This is a genomic window from Bifidobacterium sp. 2450, assembly GCF_041900695.1.
Classification (GTDB): Bacteria; Actinomycetota; Actinomycetes; order Actinomycetales; family Bifidobacteriaceae; genus Bifidobacterium; species Bifidobacterium longum.
In genome coordinates this window covers 21,497-39,638 of sequence record NZ_JBHEEA010000020.1, presented here as the reverse complement: position 1 = coordinate 39,638, position 18,142 = coordinate 21,497, and the positions used below count along the sequence as shown (strand labels likewise).

19 protein-coding genes are annotated in these 18,142 nt (G+C 57.2%); 4 read left to right on the top strand and 15 right to left on the bottom strand.

Annotation, left to right across the window (positions count from 1 at the left end; all coding sequences use genetic code 11):
* Nucleotides 1-114 precede the first annotated feature (114 nt).
* Both ACEUKI_RS09980 and ACEUKI_RS09975 read left to right on the top strand, forming a co-directional pair.
* Nucleotides 115-1,299, top strand: coding sequence for an IS256 family transposase (locus ACEUKI_RS09980; protein ID WP_131218582.1), 1,185 nt, complete (start codon nucleotides 115-117; stop codon nucleotides 1,297-1,299).
* Between the two features lie 147 nt (nucleotides 1,300-1,446).
* Complete coding sequence (locus ACEUKI_RS09975; RefSeq protein WP_007054684.1) at nucleotides 1,447-2,046, top strand: TetR/AcrR family transcriptional regulator; 600 nt, start codon at nucleotides 1,447-1,449, stop codon at nucleotides 2,044-2,046.
* A 197-nt stretch (nucleotides 2,047-2,243) separates the two neighbouring features.
* Here the strand turns inward: ACEUKI_RS09975 and ACEUKI_RS09970 are convergent, their stop codons facing one another.
* The 10 genes from ACEUKI_RS09970 to ACEUKI_RS09925 all read right to left on the bottom strand — a co-directional run bounded on the left by ACEUKI_RS09970 (nucleotide 2,244) and on the right by ACEUKI_RS09925 (nucleotide 9,938).
* Nucleotides 2,244-3,374: a diacylglycerol kinase family protein gene (locus ACEUKI_RS09970; protein ID WP_080785545.1), complete on the bottom strand. Its 1,131-nt coding sequence runs from the start codon at nucleotides 3,372-3,374 to the stop codon at nucleotides 2,244-2,246.
* Nucleotides 3,375-3,421: 47 nt separating this feature from the next.
* A complete protein-coding gene (locus ACEUKI_RS09965; protein ID WP_013410434.1) occupies nucleotides 3,422-3,799 on the bottom strand; it encodes an Rv3654c family TadE-like protein in 378 nt (125 codons plus the stop codon).
* Nucleotides 3,800-3,849: 50 nt separating this feature from the next.
* Nucleotides 3,850-4,227, bottom strand: a complete 378-nt coding sequence (locus tag ACEUKI_RS09960; RefSeq protein ID WP_179133534.1) for a TadE/TadG family type IV pilus assembly protein — start codon at nucleotides 4,225-4,227, stop codon at nucleotides 3,850-3,852.
* A 5-nt stretch (nucleotides 4,228-4,232) separates the two neighbouring features.
* Nucleotides 4,233-4,520 (bottom strand): DUF4244 domain-containing protein, encoded by a 288-nt coding sequence (locus ACEUKI_RS09955; protein ID WP_007051627.1) that lies wholly within the window; start codon nucleotides 4,518-4,520, stop codon nucleotides 4,233-4,235.
* 286 nt (nucleotides 4,521-4,806) lie between these two features.
* Nucleotides 4,807-5,409: a Flp pilus assembly protein TadC gene (gene tadC / locus ACEUKI_RS09950; protein WP_080785547.1), complete on the bottom strand. Its 603-nt coding sequence runs from the start codon at nucleotides 5,407-5,409 to the stop codon at nucleotides 4,807-4,809.
* A complete protein-coding gene (gene tadB / locus ACEUKI_RS09945) occupies nucleotides 5,406-6,062 on the bottom strand; it encodes a Flp pilus assembly protein TadB (protein WP_179133535.1) in 657 nt (218 codons plus the stop codon). The genes tadC and tadB overlap by 4 nt, the downstream gene beginning before the upstream one ends.
* On the bottom strand, nucleotides 6,062-7,129 hold the full coding sequence (locus ACEUKI_RS09940; RefSeq protein WP_080785549.1) for a CpaF family protein: 1,068 nt from the start codon (nucleotides 7,127-7,129) through the stop codon (nucleotides 6,062-6,064). Before ACEUKI_RS09940 ends, tadB begins: the two co-directional genes overlap by 1 nt.
* A gap of 6 nt (nucleotides 7,130-7,135) precedes the next feature.
* Nucleotides 7,136-8,086: a P-loop NTPase gene (locus ACEUKI_RS09935; protein WP_115769995.1), complete on the bottom strand. Its 951-nt coding sequence runs from the start codon at nucleotides 8,084-8,086 to the stop codon at nucleotides 7,136-7,138.
* Nucleotides 8,087-8,308: 222 nt separating this feature from the next.
* On the bottom strand, nucleotides 8,309-9,034 hold the full coding sequence (locus ACEUKI_RS09930) for a DedA family protein (RefSeq protein ID WP_080785551.1): 726 nt from the start codon (nucleotides 9,032-9,034) through the stop codon (nucleotides 8,309-8,311).
* A 232-nt stretch (nucleotides 9,035-9,266) separates the two neighbouring features.
* Nucleotides 9,267-9,938: an HAD family hydrolase gene (locus ACEUKI_RS09925; protein ID WP_374156825.1), complete on the bottom strand. Its 672-nt coding sequence runs from the start codon at nucleotides 9,936-9,938 to the stop codon at nucleotides 9,267-9,269.
* Nucleotides 9,939-10,115: 177 nt separating this feature from the next.
* On the opposite strand from ACEUKI_RS09925, the gene ACEUKI_RS09920 reads away from it, so the two are divergent.
* Together ACEUKI_RS09920 and ACEUKI_RS09915 are read left to right on the top strand one after the other, a co-directional pair.
* Complete coding sequence (locus ACEUKI_RS09920) at nucleotides 10,116-11,363, top strand: type II toxin-antitoxin system RelB/DinJ family antitoxin (protein WP_374156824.1); 1,248 nt, start codon at nucleotides 10,116-10,118, stop codon at nucleotides 11,361-11,363.
* Nucleotides 11,360-12,199, top strand: a complete 840-nt coding sequence (locus tag ACEUKI_RS09915; RefSeq protein ID WP_080785554.1) for a hypothetical protein — start codon at nucleotides 11,360-11,362, stop codon at nucleotides 12,197-12,199. The genes ACEUKI_RS09920 and ACEUKI_RS09915 overlap by 4 nt, the downstream gene beginning before the upstream one ends.
* Here the strand turns inward: ACEUKI_RS09915 and ACEUKI_RS09910 are convergent.
* From ACEUKI_RS09910 to dnaK, 5 genes are all read right to left on the bottom strand, one after another.
* Nucleotides 12,186-13,493 carry a hypothetical protein gene (locus tag ACEUKI_RS09910; RefSeq protein WP_143248048.1) on the bottom strand — a complete coding sequence of 436 codons (1,308 nt, stop codon included), beginning with the start codon at nucleotides 13,491-13,493 and terminating at the stop codon, nucleotides 12,186-12,188. The genes ACEUKI_RS09915 and ACEUKI_RS09910 overlap by 14 nt on opposite strands.
* A 101-nt stretch (nucleotides 13,494-13,594) precedes the next feature.
* Nucleotides 13,595-14,170 carry a heat shock protein transcriptional repressor HspR gene (locus ACEUKI_RS09905; protein ID WP_080785557.1) on the bottom strand — a complete coding sequence of 192 codons (576 nt, stop codon included), beginning with the start codon at nucleotides 14,168-14,170 and terminating at the stop codon, nucleotides 13,595-13,597.
* A 14-nt stretch (nucleotides 14,171-14,184) separates the two neighbouring features.
* Nucleotides 14,185-15,204, bottom strand: coding sequence for a DnaJ C-terminal domain-containing protein (locus tag ACEUKI_RS09900; RefSeq protein WP_115769993.1), 1,020 nt, complete (start codon nucleotides 15,202-15,204; stop codon nucleotides 14,185-14,187).
* Between the two features lie 231 nt (nucleotides 15,205-15,435).
* Nucleotides 15,436-16,101 (bottom strand): nucleotide exchange factor GrpE, encoded by a 666-nt coding sequence (gene grpE / locus ACEUKI_RS09895; protein WP_179133536.1) that lies wholly within the window; start codon nucleotides 16,099-16,101, stop codon nucleotides 15,436-15,438.
* On the bottom strand, nucleotides 16,101-17,990 hold the full coding sequence (dnaK, locus tag ACEUKI_RS09890) for a molecular chaperone DnaK (RefSeq protein WP_374156823.1): 1,890 nt from the start codon (nucleotides 17,988-17,990) through the stop codon (nucleotides 16,101-16,103). Before dnaK ends, grpE begins: the two co-directional genes overlap by 1 nt.
* Nucleotides 17,991-18,142 lie beyond the last annotated feature (152 nt).

Sequence of the window (18,142 nt, the reverse complement as noted above, 5' to 3'; positions counted from 1 at the left end):
GAGATTTTGCGCACTTTGGTTTGGGCTTGAGATAGGGGCATGGCCCGTGTCCTGTGTACGATTTTCAGTCGCCAGACATTAGAAAACCGCGATTGGAAACGAGGGCACGAAGCCATGTCACAGCAGATTCTACAGGTCGACCAGGCCATGTTGGAAACCACCCTGGACCGGATGGTCCGCAAAAGCGTCGAGGAGACCCTGAACGCGATGCTCGACGCCGAGGCCGACGAGATCACCGGCGCCGCGCGCTACGAGCGCAGCGGGGACCGCAAGGCGTACCGGGCCGGCCACTACGAGCGCGACCTGACCGTCAAGGCCGGCAAAATGAGCCTGAAAGTGCCGAAACTCAAGGGCGCGGTGTTCGAGTCGGCCGTGATCGAACGATACCGTCGGCGTGAGGAGAGCGTCGAGGAGGCCTTGATCGACATGTACCTGGCCGGCGTCTCCACCCGCCAGGTCGATGATGTCAGCCGGCTCCTGTGGGGCGACCGCATGCCCTCGCAGACCCTGAGCGACAAGCTCAAGCGCGTCTATGCGGATATCGACGCATGGCGGGGCAGGCCCCTCGAACAGGATTACCCGTACCTGTTCATGGACGGCGTGTGGCACAAAAGGTGCTGGGGCGGGTCCGTGGAGAACGTGAGCATCCTGGTGGCCATCGGCGTCGGCATGGACGGGCGGCGCGAGGTGCTTTCGGTGGCCGAGGGCATGAAGGAGGACGCGGAAAGCTGGCGCGAATTCATCAAAGGCATGCTCGCACGAGGCCTCAAGGGCGTGAGACTGGTGACGGGAGATCGGTGCGCGGGGCTGGTCGCCGCCGCGGGCGAGCTGCTGCCCGATGCCCGCTACCAGCGGTGCATGGTGCATTTCGAGCGCAACATACTCGCCAGGGTCAACCCCGGGAACCGCGACTGGGCGGCCGACGCACTGAAGGCCGTGTTCTCCATGGAATCACGCGACAAGGCGTTGGAGAAGGCCGAATCCGTCGCCCGGGACATGGAATCCAGGAAACTCAAGGAGGCCGCCAAATGCCTGCGCGAGGGCATCGGCGAGACCACGACCTACCTGCTCGACGACTACCCGCGCGAGCATAGGCGTCGGATCCGCACCAACAACATGATCGAACGGCTCAACCGCGAGATCAGGCGCAGGACCCGCGTGGTCGGCTCGTTCCCCGACGGACGCAGCGCGTTGATGCTCGTCTGCGCGAGGGTCCGCTACGTGACATCCGACGAGTGGTCGACGCGCCGCTACCTCGACATGTCAAGGCTCGGTGAGACCGTACCAGCAGCGAACTGATCACCGCCACAGGGACGGGCGAAGACCAAAGTGCGCAAGAGTTCGGGCACTACCTTCACCTGACAACGGTTACCGCATTTTTATTGTTATTAACCGCTTTCTTTGTATTAACATAGTGTCAATAACGGTTGTAGTCAGGAGGTACCCATGAGCGATATCCTCGACGAGAAACGCCCCACCCGTGGCGATGCCCGGCGCGACGCCATCGTGCAAGCCGCGCGCAAGGTGTGTCTGGAAAAAGGCTTCTCCAAAATCACCGTTTCCGATATCGCAAGCGAAGTCGGTATGACGCGTTCGCTGTTCTACCACTACTTCGAAGACAAGGAAGCCGTAGCTGACGCAGTACTCGATAACGTCATCGACGAAATCCTCACCACGTTGAAGCAGTGGAACCAAGCGCGCGAAACAGGCAACGTGAACAAGGCATTAGACGACATCGTGCATGTGCTCCGCTCCCTGATCGCCGACGAGAGCCCCTTCTCAAACCGTATGATCCAAGACGGCAACGCCGAACTGTATATCAAGTTCATTGACCGCGCGGCGGACCGTATTGCCGACTACATTGCCCAGACCACCGTACGTGATTTCGAGCAGATGCATGGTCTGCCAATCACCAACGTCCATGAGACATTCTTCACACTGATTGTGGGGCTAATCTCGCTGATTCGCTCGCATCCGAACATCAGCGACCGAACCATCAAAGAGGTCATGGCGCAGACGCTGCATATCGAAAGCTATGTCGTCTGAAGTCTGACGGCCATTGGCTCTGGTACCGCTCTCCCGCACTCCCCTCAGTCCGCTTCGCGGCCAGCTCGTCCGCAATTGCGGACAGCCTACGGCTGACTTTCTTCTGGTTCGACTATCGTCGAACCCTCGCCTATAAACAGCCCACTGGGCTGTTTGCTTTACGGCTCAGCCTAATGAGGGGAGCCAATATAATCGGGTCACGCGAACTGGCCGGTCACGGGATCGCGACCATCTCGGGCAATGGCGTCGAGCACTTCCTGTCGGGAATCCACCTCACGGGCGGTTACGGCCGGCGGCACTAGCACGCGCAACGCGCAGTCCTCGGCCACTACCCTAAATGGCAAATGCCCGATATATTCGCCGTCCGCCATCAGCACCGGAGGCTCGTCGCCTTCTGCGGCTCGCGTGACTTCGATTTCACGGATACGTTTCCAGCCGAACACCTTTGAAGCAAGTAGCTTGCCGTTATAGGCATTCGAAATGGCCACCGCGCATTCGCCGAAGTTCGGCACGTGGTCCATCCACACCAGGTCCAACAATCCATCGGAGAAGCAGGAGTACGGCGAGACCTCAATGCCGCCACCGATATGCCTCGAATTCGCAATCGTCAGCAATGGTGTGATGATGTCTCGTTCATCCGTGGTACCGTCCGCCAATGTGGCTTTGATGTGGTAACCATAGCGCTTCATATGCGTCAGCTCCACCAGCACCGCCGCGAAGTAGCGCATGGTGCCGGTCGGCAGATGCGAATGATTCGCACGGTCGTTGATGCTCGCGTCAAGACCACAGGACAGCATGCCCGCATAGTACCGGTCAACCGGATGCTCGGCGGACTTGCTCTCCTGGTACTCGTACTCCTCGCCAGTGGAGGGATCCACGGCATAGCCGCCGTCCAAAGAGGTCACGCGTCCCATGTCCACATCGATGTGTGATCCGCGCACGACAGCACCGACGATACCTTCCACTGCGGTTTCGATACGGTTGACCGGCAGCTTCAGTCCTCGTGCGAAATCGTTGCCCGACCCCGTGGCCACGATGCCCAACGGCTTGCCACTGCAGCCCACGGCGTTTGCTCCAAGTGCGATCATGCCGTCGCCGCCGACCACTACGAGATAGTCGTACTCGTGCGCGCGTTCACGCGCCTGATTCAGGGAATCGTCGAAACTTACGCCGGTGATGTCGATGACGTCAAAGTTATGGGCACGGCCGGCTTCCTCCAGCAGACCCAATACCTGCGCGTCCACCTTAGCGCCACGGCCTTTATCGGAAGTGGGGTTGCCCACCATGGCCACCACGCGACGGCGCTCGTTGCGTTCACTCTCGCTCATGCTCTCACCTTAGCCAAAGGCCCAGAAGCCCGCCAGAGTATCGGTGCTTACGGTCCATTATTGTGATAATTGTCTCCTTCCGTACAACTCACCGGTCCGGCCCGAGCCATCCGCTCCACGGATGATGCCACCAGGACCATGGTTTCCACCTTGATGGTTACCAACACGTCTTCATCCCGCACGGAGCAGGAGCCCAAAACTACACCATTCGCTTCAGCCATGTTGGCGGCGAGCGCACATGGATCACCGATATCCGCATGCCACAGCGCATAGGCGGCGTCAAAAGCGATAAGGTCGGCGAGGGAACGCGCTCGGTTCTGGCAGATCATGAGGTTGCCCACACTTGCCGCCACCGCGAGCGCAATGCCCACCACCATAACCAGCATGGCTCCGGCCATCGTGCCCGATCCCTCCTCATAACGCATTCCCTGCACCGCAGTTCCTTTCTGTTGCGGCCGCCCGGCCAGCCGACCAGTTATTGGCTTATCGCCGTAGCGTTGCCGGTAACCCGCGTTGGAGTTACATCCAGCGGACCGGGCAATACCGAACATTCGACCATCACACTCGTCGATTGGCCGTCGTGGGTAATGCTGACGTGGGGCTCTCCCCCGGCAACGTCCGCAGCTATGCTGCGCGCGGATGATTCGTCACCGGTAACCACAAACTCGCGTGCAGCCGCTGCCGCGGCACTTTGACAGTCCATGGAAACGATGACCACACGTCCTATTGCCAATATCAGCCCGGCGATGGCGATAATGCTGGGCAATACGATCGCGAATTCGGCGGTGGCCGATCCCGTGCATAGGTCTGGCGGCAGTCTGGCGAGCCGCCACCGGCATGTCATGGTCTTCATGGCTGTCACCCGACTTTCAGAGCCTGCTTGATGATGTTGGTCAGCAACGTCTTGATGGCATCCGACTTCAGGATGGCGACCAGCACCGCCGCAAAGCCTGTAGCCGCAACGAGTACGACTGCGTATTCCGCAGTGGCCGCGCCTTCTTCGGGCTCAGCCATGAGGGTGCGGATACGTGCGTCCATGAGGCATAGCCGTTCTTTCGCCTTGGCGTTCAGCGTGGCCACACGAGCCTTGCTGTGCGCAAAGATGCCGGCCTGCCCGTCGACGATGACGGGGATAGGGGTATTCATTGGCGTTCCTTTCGGTAAGGAGGGGAAGCTGCGCAGTGGCTTCGCACCTTCCCCATGCGTGTGTGTGAATGGTTGGCCCCCGCGCCGGGTTGACGCGGGGTGCATACCACTGTGGACTATCAACGCTTCATGCACCAGGAAAAACGGGGTATGTGGTTCTAGCTTGCCGAGTTATCCACACCCCGACGTGTCGTCCACCACCAATGTGGATAACCAAACGCAGCCAAGTGCAATACTGAGCAATACAACAAAATTCAACCTAAGCGCACTCAGTTCACGCCTATATTCACATCATGAAGGACGCAATCGCCGGGATGACTCCTACCAGCACGAATGCCGGCAGAAAACATAGCCCTGTAGGCATCAGTAGCTTTACCGACAGCTTCGCGGCATTCCGTTCGATGGCAGCACGCTCGTCACGGTCCAGCTGTTCAATGGCGGATTCGAGGCGCACGCCAGGCATATCGCCATGCGTCCATGACGATTCCAAAGCCGATTGCAGCAGGCCAAGATCTCGTTGCGTGGTATTCGTATTTCCCTTGGATGGACTATCAGCTGGCGCACCCTCATGCTGAACAGCCATAGCGGCATGCCACGCATCAGCCCAAGGAACCCCTCTGGTCAGGGAGCTCCCGACCTCGCTCGTGCGAGCGCCGCAGTCGCCGCCGACGGCTTTGCCCACCATGTCAAGCGCCCGGGGAATCGAGGAGCCCTGACACAAGGACACCTGCAACATACGCAATATGAGTATGGTCCATGACGACCCGCAATCATGCGCTACGGCCGGCTCCTCGCCCGGCAAGCGGCTGTCATGACGAGACGGAGCCTTATACAGCCAACTAGCGATCGCCGCACAGCCTGCCGCGGCGTGTACCCACACCGTACTCATAATCCGCTGCCTTTCAACAATGCCCGCATCCATGCCAAGCCGGCGGCATAACAACATCCCCCTAATATCAAGCAGACCACACCGCGCGGCGATCCAATCAAGAACGCCAATGGTCTAGCTCCCAGAAACTCGCCCAATGCCACAGTGACGGCCGGAAGCGCGCTCAGCAGCCCCACAGTGGCTTTAGGAACGGCACATGCTTGCGATCGCAGGTTCTGCATCAGCCTCATCTGCCGGTAAGCAGTCAATACCGCTTCCAGACATGGCACCGCTTGGCAACCGAGCTCATCGCTCAAAACCGCTGCGGCATTGACCTCTCGCGCAGCCTCGAGTACCTGTGCTGGTGATTCGTCGGGCAGCCGGCGCTGTTCAAACACCGTTATGAGTCGTTCCACAGTAATGTGGTGAGTGGCGAAGCGTCTGCTGGATTGTTCCTCGAATGCTTCAACCAATGTGCCGCCACCTCGCAATCGTGCGATAGCGGACGTAATCACCTGCGCAACGCCCACGCGAGGTGAGTCGGCATATCGAGGTTCGTTTATGGCTGCGGAATCGACCGCGCGCCCGCGGTAAGCCAGCCGGTACAGCCTCCCGGACTTGTTCCCCGGCCATATCAGCACGGCGAGCGCCACCAGAACAGCACACCACATCATCACCCACCGCCACTCGGCCCGGGAACGATGCCCCATCGTTCAATGAAGTGCCCCCATTCGGCGGCATACCGAGGAGGATGGCAGCCATTCCATACCGCCAGCGGTGTTCCTGCCAGTCCACCATGTGCTACGCGCAGTTCGCCGATCTGCGTGATACGCCGCTGTCCGTTCACTCGCTCCAAATGCACCACCACGTCGAAAGCGCCTGCCGCCAGCATGGCCAACGCCTGTGGACTGATCCCGGCGAGTAATCCAAGCGAAATCAGCCTGGACGGTACTCGGTTCACGCCGTCCGCATGCACGGTGGTCATGCCACCGTGATGACCAGAATTGAACGCGCGCAATAGGTCGACGATTTCCGCGCCACGGCATTCGCCCAGCACCACGCGGTCGGGGCGCATTCGCAACGTCGCTTTGACCAAGTCCGTCAGACTTATGGCTCCGACGCCCTCCACATTCGCCTCGCGCGTTACCAACGACACATGATCGCCACGCCCCAGTTCTCCCAGTTCACGAACTCCCTCTACGGTGACGATACGCTCGTTCACGTCGCATTGCGCCAGCAGCGCCTTGAGCAAGGTGGTCTTGCCCACGCCTGTTCCGCCGGTAATCAGCACTGTGGCATGTTTGCGCACCAATCCCACGAACATCGGCAGCCAAGCAGCCGGGAATACGCCTAATTGGCTCAGGTGTTGCAGCGATGCCATGGTTCTGTCAGGGAACCGTATGGAGATTGCGGCACCTTGTGGCACCAATGGGGCAATCACCGCATGCACGCGGATGCCGTCTGGACTGGCGGCGTCCGCTATCGGGCAGGCATCATCCAGCCTGCGCCCAAGCTGCGCGCACAGTTGGACGGCGTATTCTCGAACTACTTGCGGCGAGCGAAACGGCACACGCAATACTGTTTCTCGCATGCCGTTGCCGCGGTCCGCCCAAACGCGGCCATCACAGGTCACCGCCAGATCGGTAACCTGCGGGTCGGATGCCACATCATTCAATAGACCGAAGAACACAGTTCTGGGCACTGCGCCGGGCTCATCAGCCCGAGTGATTACGGCAGCCATACCGCATCACCGGTCCTTGCGAGAAGCTCCCGAAACCGGGCGAATGGCCTGCTCAACAAGATCGGCAAGCAAGCTCACGGCTTTGCGGCTGCCTTTGGTCACCAATCTGATGCCGAGACCTTCCAGTACGTCTCCGCACAGATTGACACTCGGCTTGACAGGACCCAATACTGTGGCAGTCAAATAGTCCTGCGCCTCACCAATACCCACGTGGCCTCTCCCACGTGGAGCGCCACGTGGTTCCACACCGACGATATGTGGCGCTTCACAGCCCCATGAATCCAATCTGGACCGGTGCGATTTGGCTCTGGCCAACCCCATCACCGACAATTCCGCGGCAATCACCTGCACGCCGCCACGCAGATCGGGCACGGTCTCAATGAGTCCACCCTGCCCGGCATCTACGATGACAACATCGTTCGCTTCCGCCAAAGCCCGAATAGCCGCTTGGACTTCCCACCAGTCAGGCTGGCGCGCGCTCCAAGGGTCATAGGGAAGTACTCGCACGCCCTCCCACGTCATCAGCTCATGGTTCATCGCCTCACCCTCGATACGGCCGAGGGGCGCGTCGACTTGGCTGAATCGCAAGCCCGGCTCTCGTTCTACACCGAGCAGCAGGTCAAGGCATCCGGCCACGAAGTCAGCGTCTATGAGAGCGCAGCTGTGTTCACGTCTCGCCAATGTCCATGCAAGCATGGAAGCCATGACACTCAACCCCACGCCTCCATGACCTGACGTCATCGTCACAATGTTATGGAAGCTGGTGTCTATAGTTAGGGCGAGTGCCGGAGCCTCGCCCGATCTCTGCCGTTCGCATGAGGCCAACGGCCTGGGCGGCGGAGTGTAGTAGCGATGCGCTGGAATCGGCGTATCGTCCGTGGGCAGCGGAATGCCCGGAGGTGCTACCGCTGGCGAGGTAATCCTACGCGCCACGCGGGGTGTGGTGTTGCTATTCATAAGCCGATTGAAACGTGTCCGAGTTCAATGCTCAACACGAATCGGCCATTGTGGTTCTAGCTTGCCGAGTTATCCACACCCCGGCATGTCGTCCACGACAAATGTGGATAACCACGCTGCTGTTTCACGCCCATCTCATGCAGAAAAGGCCCTGACCTCATATGCACAGTCAGGGCCTTCATTTTCACGACGATTCCTTATGCGGTAATCTACATTTCTTGCTTACTTATCGAGGTTCTTGATGCCGTCTTCCATGACGTCCAACTGAGCATCGGTCACCTTGGCCGGCTTCTTCTTGCCGAACTTGGCCTTGAGCAGACCGATGATGGTCGGGGCGAGCGAAACCAGCAGAATCAGCACGATCACTAGTTCGAAGTGATCCTGCACGGCCGGAATGTTGCCGAAGAAGTAGCCCAGCAGCGTGAACAACGTGGACCAGCACAGGCCGCCGAGCACTGAGAACGGCGTGAAACGGCTCCAACGCATACCGGAAATACCGGAAATGAACGGCATGAACGTACGAATGAACGGGAAGAAGCGGCCCAGGAACACAGCCAGCGGGCCCCACTTTTCAATCATGCCCTCGGTTTTGGCCAGTCGCTCAGGAGTCAGCGCCTTCACCTTGCCGGATTGGATAATACGGCGGCCAAAGAAATGACCGATGAAGTAGTTGCACTGGTCGCCGGTAATCGGCGCGCACCAAACCACCGGCAGCAACCAGAACAGCGGCAGCGCGGCCTTGCCGGTCGCAGCATCCGGGGCTGCGAACACGCCGGCCGCGAACAACAGCGAATCACCGGGCAGGAACGGGAAGAACACCACGCCCGTTTCGATGAATATGATGAGGAAGATGAATCCGAGGGTCGGCGCCACGCCCATGGCAATCCAACCGGCAATCGCGGCACGCGGATTCTTCAGCAGTTCGAGGATGAAATTAACGAAGCCCATGTGTTTCCTATGAGTCCTATACGTCTATATGTGTGAACAATCTGTCCAATAACCAGACATTCGTCTGAAAACCGTCAACCACCCTACCAGTCGCCCCGATACAAGAGGGGGCCACCGGAACCTCATAGCAGCCATTACTGCCATCTTCTTCACAAATATGGCGTGCTTCGCTGGTATCATCCATGCATTTCACCGCGCACGATGAGCATCATATGCGCGGTGATGCAATCAGTCACTTACCAAGACGCTGGCGCACGAAACCGTCCAGCGCGGCCGCATCGATACCGTCATACGATTCGATGGACACGAATTGGCCCAGGCCGGAAGTATCCGTGCGAATCCAGCCGGTCTGCGCGATCAGAGTCGCGCCCGAGGCCGCGCCGGCCTGAAGTCCAACCGAGGAATCCTCGAGCACCACGCACTTGGCCATGTCTTCACGGGCGATGCCAAGCTTGTCGGCTGCGGCCAGATAGGGCGCGGGGTTCGGCTTGTGTTCGTACGGATCGTCGCCACAGACGTAGCCGGCGAACAATCCCTCGGACTGCTTCATGATGTTCTCCGCCATACGGCGCGGCGAAGTAGTGACCAGCATGGATGGGATGTCGGCTTCCTTGAGCGAACGCAGCACGTCTTGCACACCAGGAATCCACGGCAGACGTTCGACCTCCGCCTTGAACACATAATCCTTGAGCTGCTTGTCGATTTCGGGAACGCTCAATGTGCAGCCATGCGCAATCATAACCTCTGCCACGTGTGGCACCGGAGTGCCGGAGCACTCCCAACCGAGGTCCTCGTTCCACTCGCCGCCATTGTTGTGCGCGATCTCAATCTCACCGTCATGCCAGAGCGGCTCAGAATCGATGAGAGTACCGTCCAAATCCCAGAACACGGCCTTGAGCAGCATGGTTACCTCCGTACGTGAGTGTTTCGCGAGCATCTCGCGAACTCGTTCTATGCTGCATCCATTGCACCAAGTCGGCCAGACAGCCGCACATGATAGCGACTGAATTATTATGTCGTCATATAACTCATCTACTAAGTGTGCTACATTGTAGCACACTTAGTAGATAGAGGATTATTTATGGCTTCAATTCCTACCACGACAATACGTATCGACCCAGAGGTAAAGAAACAAGCCACTGAGGTGTTTGACGAGCTTGGCATAGGCATGTCCACTGCAATAAACGCATTTCTTAGAGCCGCGATACGTGCTGGCGGAATGCCATTTGACATGAAAGTCGAACCTACGGCAGGAGCTTCTAGGAGCGGAAACATCACTCTCAATCATGCCTTCGTCGCTAAAAGGGACGAGTTCTATACGCAATATGATGACGTGGCCAAGGAAATGAACAACTACCCGGATGATTTCCGCAGGAAAACCGTGCTCTGCAATTGTGACGATCCGTTTGAATCAGCTTTTTTCCGTTATTTTGTCATCCATTTCAAGGAACTTGGTCTCTCCAAGTTGATTTCTACCTGCTATGCAGAATCATCATTGACAGGGAAAGAATATCCATTAAAAAATACATCCGGAGCCTACAAGGCAGTTGTCACCACAACGCCTCACGATTTATTCTCCACACCAAATAATGCGCTCAATTTTAAATCTATTTTTGCATTACCAGGCAATACATTAACTCGCCTGAACGAAGATGGTGATTTTCGTTCAGATGAGTGCGTAGCTCTGCTTGACGAGGCTGATATCGTAGCAACAAACCCGCCCTTTAGCCTGTTTCGCGAATATATAAGCCAGCTCGAAGAGCACAATAAAAAATACATCATTTTGGGGAACATGAATGCCTCTACTTGCAAAGAAGTGTTTCCGCTGTTCCGCAACGATAAAGTATGGTATGGAGAGTCTATCCATTCAGGGGACAGGAAATTTACCGTGCCTGATAATTACCCGCTCAATGCTTCCGGCTGCGGTATAGATGATGACGGGCAACGCTTTATCCGAGTTAAAGGGGTGCGTTGGTTCACCAACATGGATAACGGTCGAAGGCACAAACCACTGGACTTAACAGACGTGTATATCCCAACAAACTACCCGCGTTATGAAAACTATGATGCAATCGAGGTCAACCGCACCTCCCGAATACCCGTTAATTACAACGGCATCATGGGAGTGCCCATCACTTTTCTAGACAAATATTGCCCAAGTCAATTTGAAATCATTATGTTGGCTAACGGCAACGCACGGACGAATTCGGATCCAGCAACTCTCGCCGAAGTGGGATACAAACCGCATCCTGAAGACAGAGGCGGAGTAGGAATTATTAACGGCAAGCGCGCGTACGCACGCATACTGATTCGCAGGAGGAACTCTTGAGCACAAACTCTAAGCTCCGCGTTCTATGTGCGTATCAGGGGGGCAAACAACGCATCGCCAAACAGATAGTAGACATTTTAATCTCGCAAGCTTCAGGAAAAGATGCGCACTATTACGATTTGTGCTGCGGCTCTGGTGCCATATCCATTGAATTAGTCAATCGCGGAATTGCAGCCTCCAAAATCACCATGCTAGATAAAAGTTCTTGGGGAGTGTTTTGGCAAGCCATCGGCTCCGGCGCATTCGACATGAATGTTTTTGATGAATTACTAAGCGGAATACCGACCAATAAACGTCTCGTCAAAGCGTATATGACAGCGTTATCCGCCGAGCCTATTCACAATGAGGCAGAACTCTATCCCATACTTCAAGCATGCTCGTTCGGCGGTAAACAAATATGGGCCAATGGAGCTCACTGGGAAAACGCATTTTTCCGCGATTACTGGGAACCAACACCGACTAGCGTCAGACGGAGTCCCGCCAATCCAATGCAACCATCACCAGCCGAACTTAAAAGGCGTATAACCGTACTAGCCAACCATATGCAAGGAGTGAACTGTATTCACGACGATATCGAAACAATACTCAATAGTCACATTCCAGCCAATGCCATCGTATATATGGATCCCCCATATCGAGGGACTACTGGCTACGCCTTCGGCTTTGATGTCAACAACTTCATTACGCGATTTCGGCAAACGCACCGAGCACCTCTATTAGTCTCTGAGAGCATGGCTTTATCAGATGATTCTGCTCAACTGGTATTCGGTGGAGCCAAAGGCGGCATCAGTGGCGTTCGCGTCGGCAAACATCAAGAATGGCTTAGTCGTTTTTGAGCAGTCCCATGCGTTTTGATTGGTCTGTGGCACCGTTGTACCCCCATAGCCACGATGCTTGTTCAAACACCTCCAGATCTTCTTCGGGAAATACCGACAAGAAATAATATCCATCGCTAACCTTTGTGAAAGCGATAATCTTATTCTGTAGATACTCTCTCTGAGTATTATCTTCGTTCTTGGCCTTGAATGCGTCTGTGATTTTGCGATTACTACTATCAATGCCTTTAATCTGAAGCCGCCACGTTCCATTGGCCTTGCTACCTTGCGGGTACTTAATGGTATTGCCTTGGTAATCTATTCCATCGAAATTAAGGATGACTTCTTTCTCTGTCGCCGTGTTTTGCGGGTCAACTCCGAAGAATTCAACACCTCCCTTCATATATTCTTCTTCAATATGTTCATATGGAGTACCTAACGGATCGCCATGCTCAACAAGCGATTTCATCGACAAATCCAGAATGTTTCTTGACCCACCAGTCATAGCTCTCGACTCGAACCAAATCGTAGGATCATCGGACCTTCCTCGAAGAGAGTCCGGGCCTTGAGAGGCATCAGTCACTTCTCCATGGGCAATGAGCCGAGAATCCGCTTCTGTCCGGCCAGAAGCGATTTGGGATGGATCAGCGACCTTGCTCTTACTAGTCGAATTAAGCCGCGGTAACGAAGCATGCACACCATTGCCAAACAACTTTTGAGGTTTCTGGGCATTTACTTCGCCATTGATGCGACAGATCCTAGCCGTTATTTCCTTAAGAACGTACTTCCCATCCAACAATCCATCAATATCATTTTGAGACGATATTTTCATTACAGATTGCCCAAGGGAAACTAGCTGCTTGATATAGTTCTCGACTTCACGTTGAAGATCGGAATCATTCGATGACTGCCAGCTAACTGGGAGGAAAACGGAGCTCTCGAAATTAGTCCACAACCCTCCACTAGTCAGATTGTGAGAGCCGACAATAATAAGAGCTTCTTCGTCTCCCACAAAATCATAAATTTTTGTGTGGAATGTTTGTGCACGTTCCGAATGCACAACATACAGTGAATCAACATGAAGAAACAGTGAGGAAAGCGCTTCATAAGATGTTCCCCCAAGATCAACCCCAACAAAAATATTGACTGTTCCACCACGTTTTCTAAAACGGTCAAGGGCATCCTTGATTCGTAGTACACCACTATTCTTTGCGAACGCAACAATAATATTGACAAGCTTATAGTCAGAGCTATCAAGAAAATTTATCAGACGATCTCCAAGAGATCCATCAAACGGCTGATTAAAAATACGCATATTTTTCCCTTGCGCCTTTGCGGTATCGTCCTAGATATTACCATCGACACAGGATGGGTTCCGCCAAAACGCCCTACACAACAATCATCACGTTGACGGACTCACCAACCCCACAGGACCATGGACTTGGAGTCGGCGGGGGTGGAGTCGGATTCGCGCGTGGTGTCGGCAGCGGTATCGCGGCCGGGCAGTTCGCGGGTTTCGCGGCGGATGGCGTTGCGCCAGAGGCGAGCGCGGTTGGAGCGTTGTACCTCCACGATATTGCCGTCACGGCCTGCGGCGAAAACGCTCTCCTGGTCGCCGGTTTGCATGCGTTTGACTTCGCGGCGCAGTTGGCGATTCTCTTCTTCGAGGACCAAAATGCGTGCGATGCCGGAAAGATTGATGCCTTCGTCCTGGCTCAGGCGCTGAGCGCGAGTCAGGCGGGCAATGTCACGCAGGCAATAGCGGCGAGCGCCGCCATCCGTGCGCTGCGGACGAACCAAACCGAGGCGGTCGTACTGACGGAGGGTCTGGGGGTGAATGTTGGCCAACTCGGCGGTCTGGCCGACGGTGAAGATGGGCAGTTCGATGTCGAAGCCGACGTCATCGGCTCCGTCGAGATCGGCCCTGCCCATCACGAGCGCGGTTGCGCACATCGCGTACAACTGCTTCATCTGGTTGGCTAACCGCGCCATTGTTCACCTCCTGATTACAGGCTGAGATAGTCGCCGGCTTTTTCGTCGAATTCTTTGGCGGCGTGCTTGACGGCCAGCCCCGGCTTGGCGGGGACCATGATCTGCACACGGCCGATCAGGTCGCCCGGCTGGTTGCTGCGCTGGACGCCAAGTCCCGCGAGCTTGACTTCCGCGCCGGAGCTGGAGCCTGCCGGCACCTTGAAGGTGACGGGATTGCCGTCGATATCCTTGGCCTCGACCTTGCCACCGGCCACGGCCTGGCCCACAGTTACGGGCAGGTCCATGACGATATCATGGCCGCGCATCGAGAATGTGGCATCGGGCTTGACGGTGACGTGCAGGTACAGGTCACCGGCCTTGCCGCCGTTGATGCCCGGCCTGCCCTTGCCGGCCAGCTTGATTTTCTGTCCGTCCTTGACGCCCGCAGGCACGTGGGCCTTGAACTTCTTGCCGTCCACGGACAGGGACACGGTAGCGCCCTTGACCGCCTGACGCAGGGTCAGGCTGATCTTGGAGTTGCGGTCCTCGCCGTTTTCGGGGCGTGGGGCCTCCTCATAGCCATAGCCGCCGGCATTGCCGTACGGCGATTGGCCGTAACCGCCATACGACTGGCCGCCCTGACCTGCAGCGCCACCGAACATCGAGAAGATGTCGTTGATGTTGTTGGGGCCGCCGCCCGAAGTGGAGAAGCGGATGCGCGAGCCATTGCCGCCGGCACCCTGGCCGAACATGGAACCAAAGATGTCGGAGAAACCGGAAGCATCGAAGCCGCCGGAACCGCCGGCGAAGCGGGCACCGCCCATGCCGAACTGACGAATCGCGTCGTACTTCTGGCGATCTTCCTTCTTGCTCAGCACGTCATAGGCTTCGGAGATGTCCTTGAACTTCTCCTCGGCTTCCTTGGTCTTGTTGACGTCAGGATGGTATTTGCGGGCGAGCTTGCGGTACGCCTTCTTGATGTCGTCGTCCGAAGCGTCCTTGGAGACACCAAGGACTTTGTAGAAGTCTTTGCTGAGCCATTCGTTTTCAGCCATTCATGTCTCCTTTCTAGAAAAGTCTTTATGTAATTGCACCTCCCTCTGATGAGGGAGGTGGCATCGCGCAGCGATGACGGAGGGAGAGATAGCGGAGACTATGGGCATCAAGAATGTGGCCCTCTGTCTTCCGCAGCCTGCGGCCGGCTTCTCTCCCTCAGTCAGCTTCGCTGACAGCTCCCTCATCAGAGGGAGCTAAGGCACTGTCAACTCATTGCAGCGAGCTGGCCGTCAGTTTTGTGGGGAGGCTACTACTACTCGGGCGGCGCGAATCACACGGTCGCCGATGCGGTAGCCGGCCTCAACCACGGTGTTAACCGTTTCCTTTTCGGCATTCGCGTCCGGCTTGTGCAGGATCGCGTCATGCTTGGTGGGGTCGAAGTCCTCGCCCTTTTCGCCGAACTTCTCGACGCCGAACTTCTCGAAGGCCTTGTCGATCTTGGTGGCGACGGCCTTGAACGAGTCGTCCATCTCGCTGTGTTCGCGGATGCGGTCGATGTCGTCAAGGGCGGGCAGCAGCGCGGTCAGCACGTCGATGATGCCGTGCTGGCGGAAGCGCTCCTGCTCCTTCTGCGTGCGATTGCGGTAGTTGATGAACTCCGCACGCTCGCGCTGCAGGGCTTCGAGGTAGTCTGCGGCTTCCTTCTTGGCCTTGCCGAGGGGAGTGAGGGTGTCTGCGGAATCGGACTGGCCTTCGCCAGTCTTCTCTCCGGCATCCGACTTCTCTCCCTCAGCTGCGGCAGGAGCCGCGTCGGCTCCTTCATTGGAAGGAGCCTGGGCAGCCGAATCCTGCGCAGAGCCGGACTCGGCGGAGGCGTCAGCCTCTGAAGAGGCCTGAGCGGCCTGGTCGGGATCCGGCAGGTCGTTCAGGTAGTCGTCCTTGTTGAACTCGGACATCACTTGTTGTCCTTGTCGTCATCGTCGTCCACGACCTCGGCCTCGACGGTGTCATCGTCGGAACCGGAGGCGGAGCCAGCGGAAGCGCCGGCACCGTCAGCGCCAGCCGCACCGGCGGCAGCACCCTCGGCACCCTGCTGGGCGTAGAGGACCTGGCCGATCTTCTGGGCGGCGGTCATCAGCTCGGTCTGAGCGGTCTTGACCTTCTCGGTGTCGTCGCCCTTCAGGGCTTCCTTCAGAGCGTTGACCTTGTCGGTGACTTCCTTGACGATGTCGTCGGAGAGCTTGTCCTTGTTGTCGTTGACGAGCTTCTCGGTGGAGTAGGCGAAGGCCTCGGCCTGGTTGCGGGTCTCGGCGTCTTCCTTGCGCTTCTTGTCCTCAGCCTCATGAGCCTCGGCTTCCTTGACCATGCGGTCGATCTCGTCCTTCGGCAGGCCGGAACCACCGGTGATGGTCATGGACTGCTCCTTGCCGGTGCCCTTGTCCTTAGCGGACACGTGCACGATGCCGTTGGCGTCGATGTCGAAGGTGACCTCGATCTGCGGGACGCCACGCGGAGCCGGAGCGATGCCGGTCAGCTCGAAGGTGCCCAGCGGCTTGTTGTCGCGAGCGAACTCACGCTCACCCTGGTAGACCTGGATCAGCACGGACGGCTGGTTGTCTTCAGCGGTGGAGAAGACCTCGGAGCGCTTGGTCGGGATGGCGGTGTTGCGATCGATGAGCTTGGTCATGATGCCACCCTTGGTCTCGATACCGAGGGACAGCGGGGTCACGTCGATAAGCAGGACGTCCTTACGGTCGCCCTTGATGACGCCGGACTGCACGGCGGCACCGACAGCCACAACCTCATCCGGGTTCACGGACTGGTTCGCTTCCTTACCACCGGTGAGCTCCTTGACGAGTTCCTTGACGGCGGGCATACGAGTGGAACCACCGACGAGCACCACGTGGTCGATGTCGCTCACGGAGATGCCGGCGTCGTGCAGCACGTTGTTGAACGGCGTGCGGCAGCGACCCAGCAGGTCGGAGGTCATTTCCTCGAAGTGCGCACGGGTCAGAGTCTCATCCAGGTGCACCGGGGTGCCGTCAGGAGTCATGGCCAGGTACTGCATGGAAATGCTGGTGGAGGTGGAGGAGGAGAGCTCCTTCTTCGCCTGCTCAGCGGCTTCCTTCAGACGCTGCAGCGCAATCTTGTCCTTGGACAGGTCGACGCCGTACTTGTTCTTGACTTCGGAAACCAGCCAATCGATGATCTTCTGATCCCAGTCATCGCCACCGAGGTGGTTGTCGCCGTTGGTGGCCTGAACCTGAATGGTGGAGAAGCCGTCGTCATCCTTGCCAATCTCCAGCAGGGAGACATCGAAGGTGCCGCCGCCGAGGTCGAAGACCAGGATGCGCTCGTCTTCCTTGCCCTTCTCAAGGCCGTAGGCCAGAGCGGCTGCGGTCGGCTCGTTGATGATACGCAGGACGTTCAGGCCGGCGATCTTGCCGGCGTCCTTGGTGGCCTGACGCTGGGCATCGTTGAAGTATGCCGGGCAGGTGATGACGGCGTCGGTGACGGGCTCGCCGAGGTAGGCCTCAGCATCCCTCTTCAGCTTCATCAGGATCTGCGCGGAAATCTCCTGCGGGGTCCACTCCTTGCCGTCGATGTCGACAGTCCAGTCGGAGCCCATGTGGCGCTTGACGGAAGAAATAGTGCGGTCAACGTTGGTCACGGCCTGACGCTTGGCCACTTCGCCGACGAGGATCTCGCCGGACTTGGAGAAGGCCACCACAGACGGCGTGGTGCGCGCGCCTTCAGCGTTGACGATAACGGTGGGCTCGCCACCTTCAAGAGTTGCGATGCAGGAATTCGTGGTTCCCAGATCGATACCAACTGCACGTGCCATAATGTGTGCTCCTTAATTACTCGTTTGTTCTTACGTTCTTTGCTCAAGTTCCTTGGTTGGTTCTTGGGCCTTCCAAAACTTGAGCCTACATCACTCAACTTCTGTTTGGCAAGTTCTATTCCCAAATTCATCACAAAAGTTGAGCGATGTAG

Coding starts and splice junctions, on each gene's coding strand:
- ACEUKI_RS09965 (WP_013410434.1), bottom strand. CDS start 3,799: ATGCGTTATGAGGAGGGATCGGGCACGATGGCCGGAGCCATGCTGGTT.
- grpE (WP_179133536.1), bottom strand. CDS start 16,101: ATGTCCGAGTTCAACAAGGACGACTACCTGAACGACCTGCCGGATCCC.
- ACEUKI_RS09955 (WP_007051627.1), bottom strand. CDS start 4,520: ATGAATACCCCTATCCCCGTCATCGTCGACGGGCAGGCCGGCATCTTT.
- tadB (WP_179133535.1), bottom strand. CDS start 6,062: ATGATGTGGTGTGCTGTTCTGGTGGCGCTCGCCGTGCTGATATGGCCG.
- ACEUKI_RS09925 (WP_374156825.1), bottom strand. CDS start 9,938: ATGCTGCTCAAGGCCGTGTTCTGGGATTTGGACGGTACTCTCATCGAT.
- ACEUKI_RS09900 (WP_115769993.1), bottom strand. CDS start 15,204: ATGGCTGAAAACGAATGGCTCAGCAAAGACTTCTACAAAGTCCTTGGT.
- ACEUKI_RS09935 (WP_115769995.1), bottom strand. CDS start 8,086: ATGAATAGCAACACCACACCCCGCGTGGCGCGTAGGATTACCTCGCCA.
- tadC (WP_080785547.1), bottom strand. CDS start 5,409: ATGAGTACGGTGTGGGTACACGCCGCGGCAGGCTGTGCGGCGATCGCT.
- ACEUKI_RS09975 (WP_007054684.1), top strand. CDS start 1,447: ATGAGCGATATCCTCGACGAGAAACGCCCCACCCGTGGCGATGCCCGG.
- ACEUKI_RS09980 (WP_131218582.1), top strand. CDS start 115: ATGTCACAGCAGATTCTACAGGTCGACCAGGCCATGTTGGAAACCACC.
- ACEUKI_RS09910 (WP_143248048.1), bottom strand. CDS start 13,493: ATGCGTATTTTTAATCAGCCGTTTGATGGATCTCTTGGAGATCGTCTG.
- ACEUKI_RS09920 (WP_374156824.1), top strand. CDS start 10,116: ATGGCTTCAATTCCTACCACGACAATACGTATCGACCCAGAGGTAAAG.
- ACEUKI_RS09940 (WP_080785549.1), bottom strand. CDS start 7,129: ATGGCTGCCGTAATCACTCGGGCTGATGAGCCCGGCGCAGTGCCCAGA.
- ACEUKI_RS09905 (WP_080785557.1), bottom strand. CDS start 14,170: ATGGCGCGGTTAGCCAACCAGATGAAGCAGTTGTACGCGATGTGCGCA.
- ACEUKI_RS09930 (WP_080785551.1), bottom strand. CDS start 9,034: ATGGGCTTCGTTAATTTCATCCTCGAACTGCTGAAGAATCCGCGTGCC.
- dnaK (WP_374156823.1), bottom strand. CDS start 17,990: ATGGCACGTGCAGTTGGTATCGATCTGGGAACCACGAATTCCTGCATC.
- ACEUKI_RS09960 (WP_179133534.1), bottom strand. CDS start 4,227: ATGAAGACCATGACATGCCGGTGGCGGCTCGCCAGACTGCCGCCAGAC.
- ACEUKI_RS09970 (WP_080785545.1), bottom strand. CDS start 3,374: ATGAGCGAGAGTGAACGCAACGAGCGCCGTCGCGTGGTGGCCATGGTG.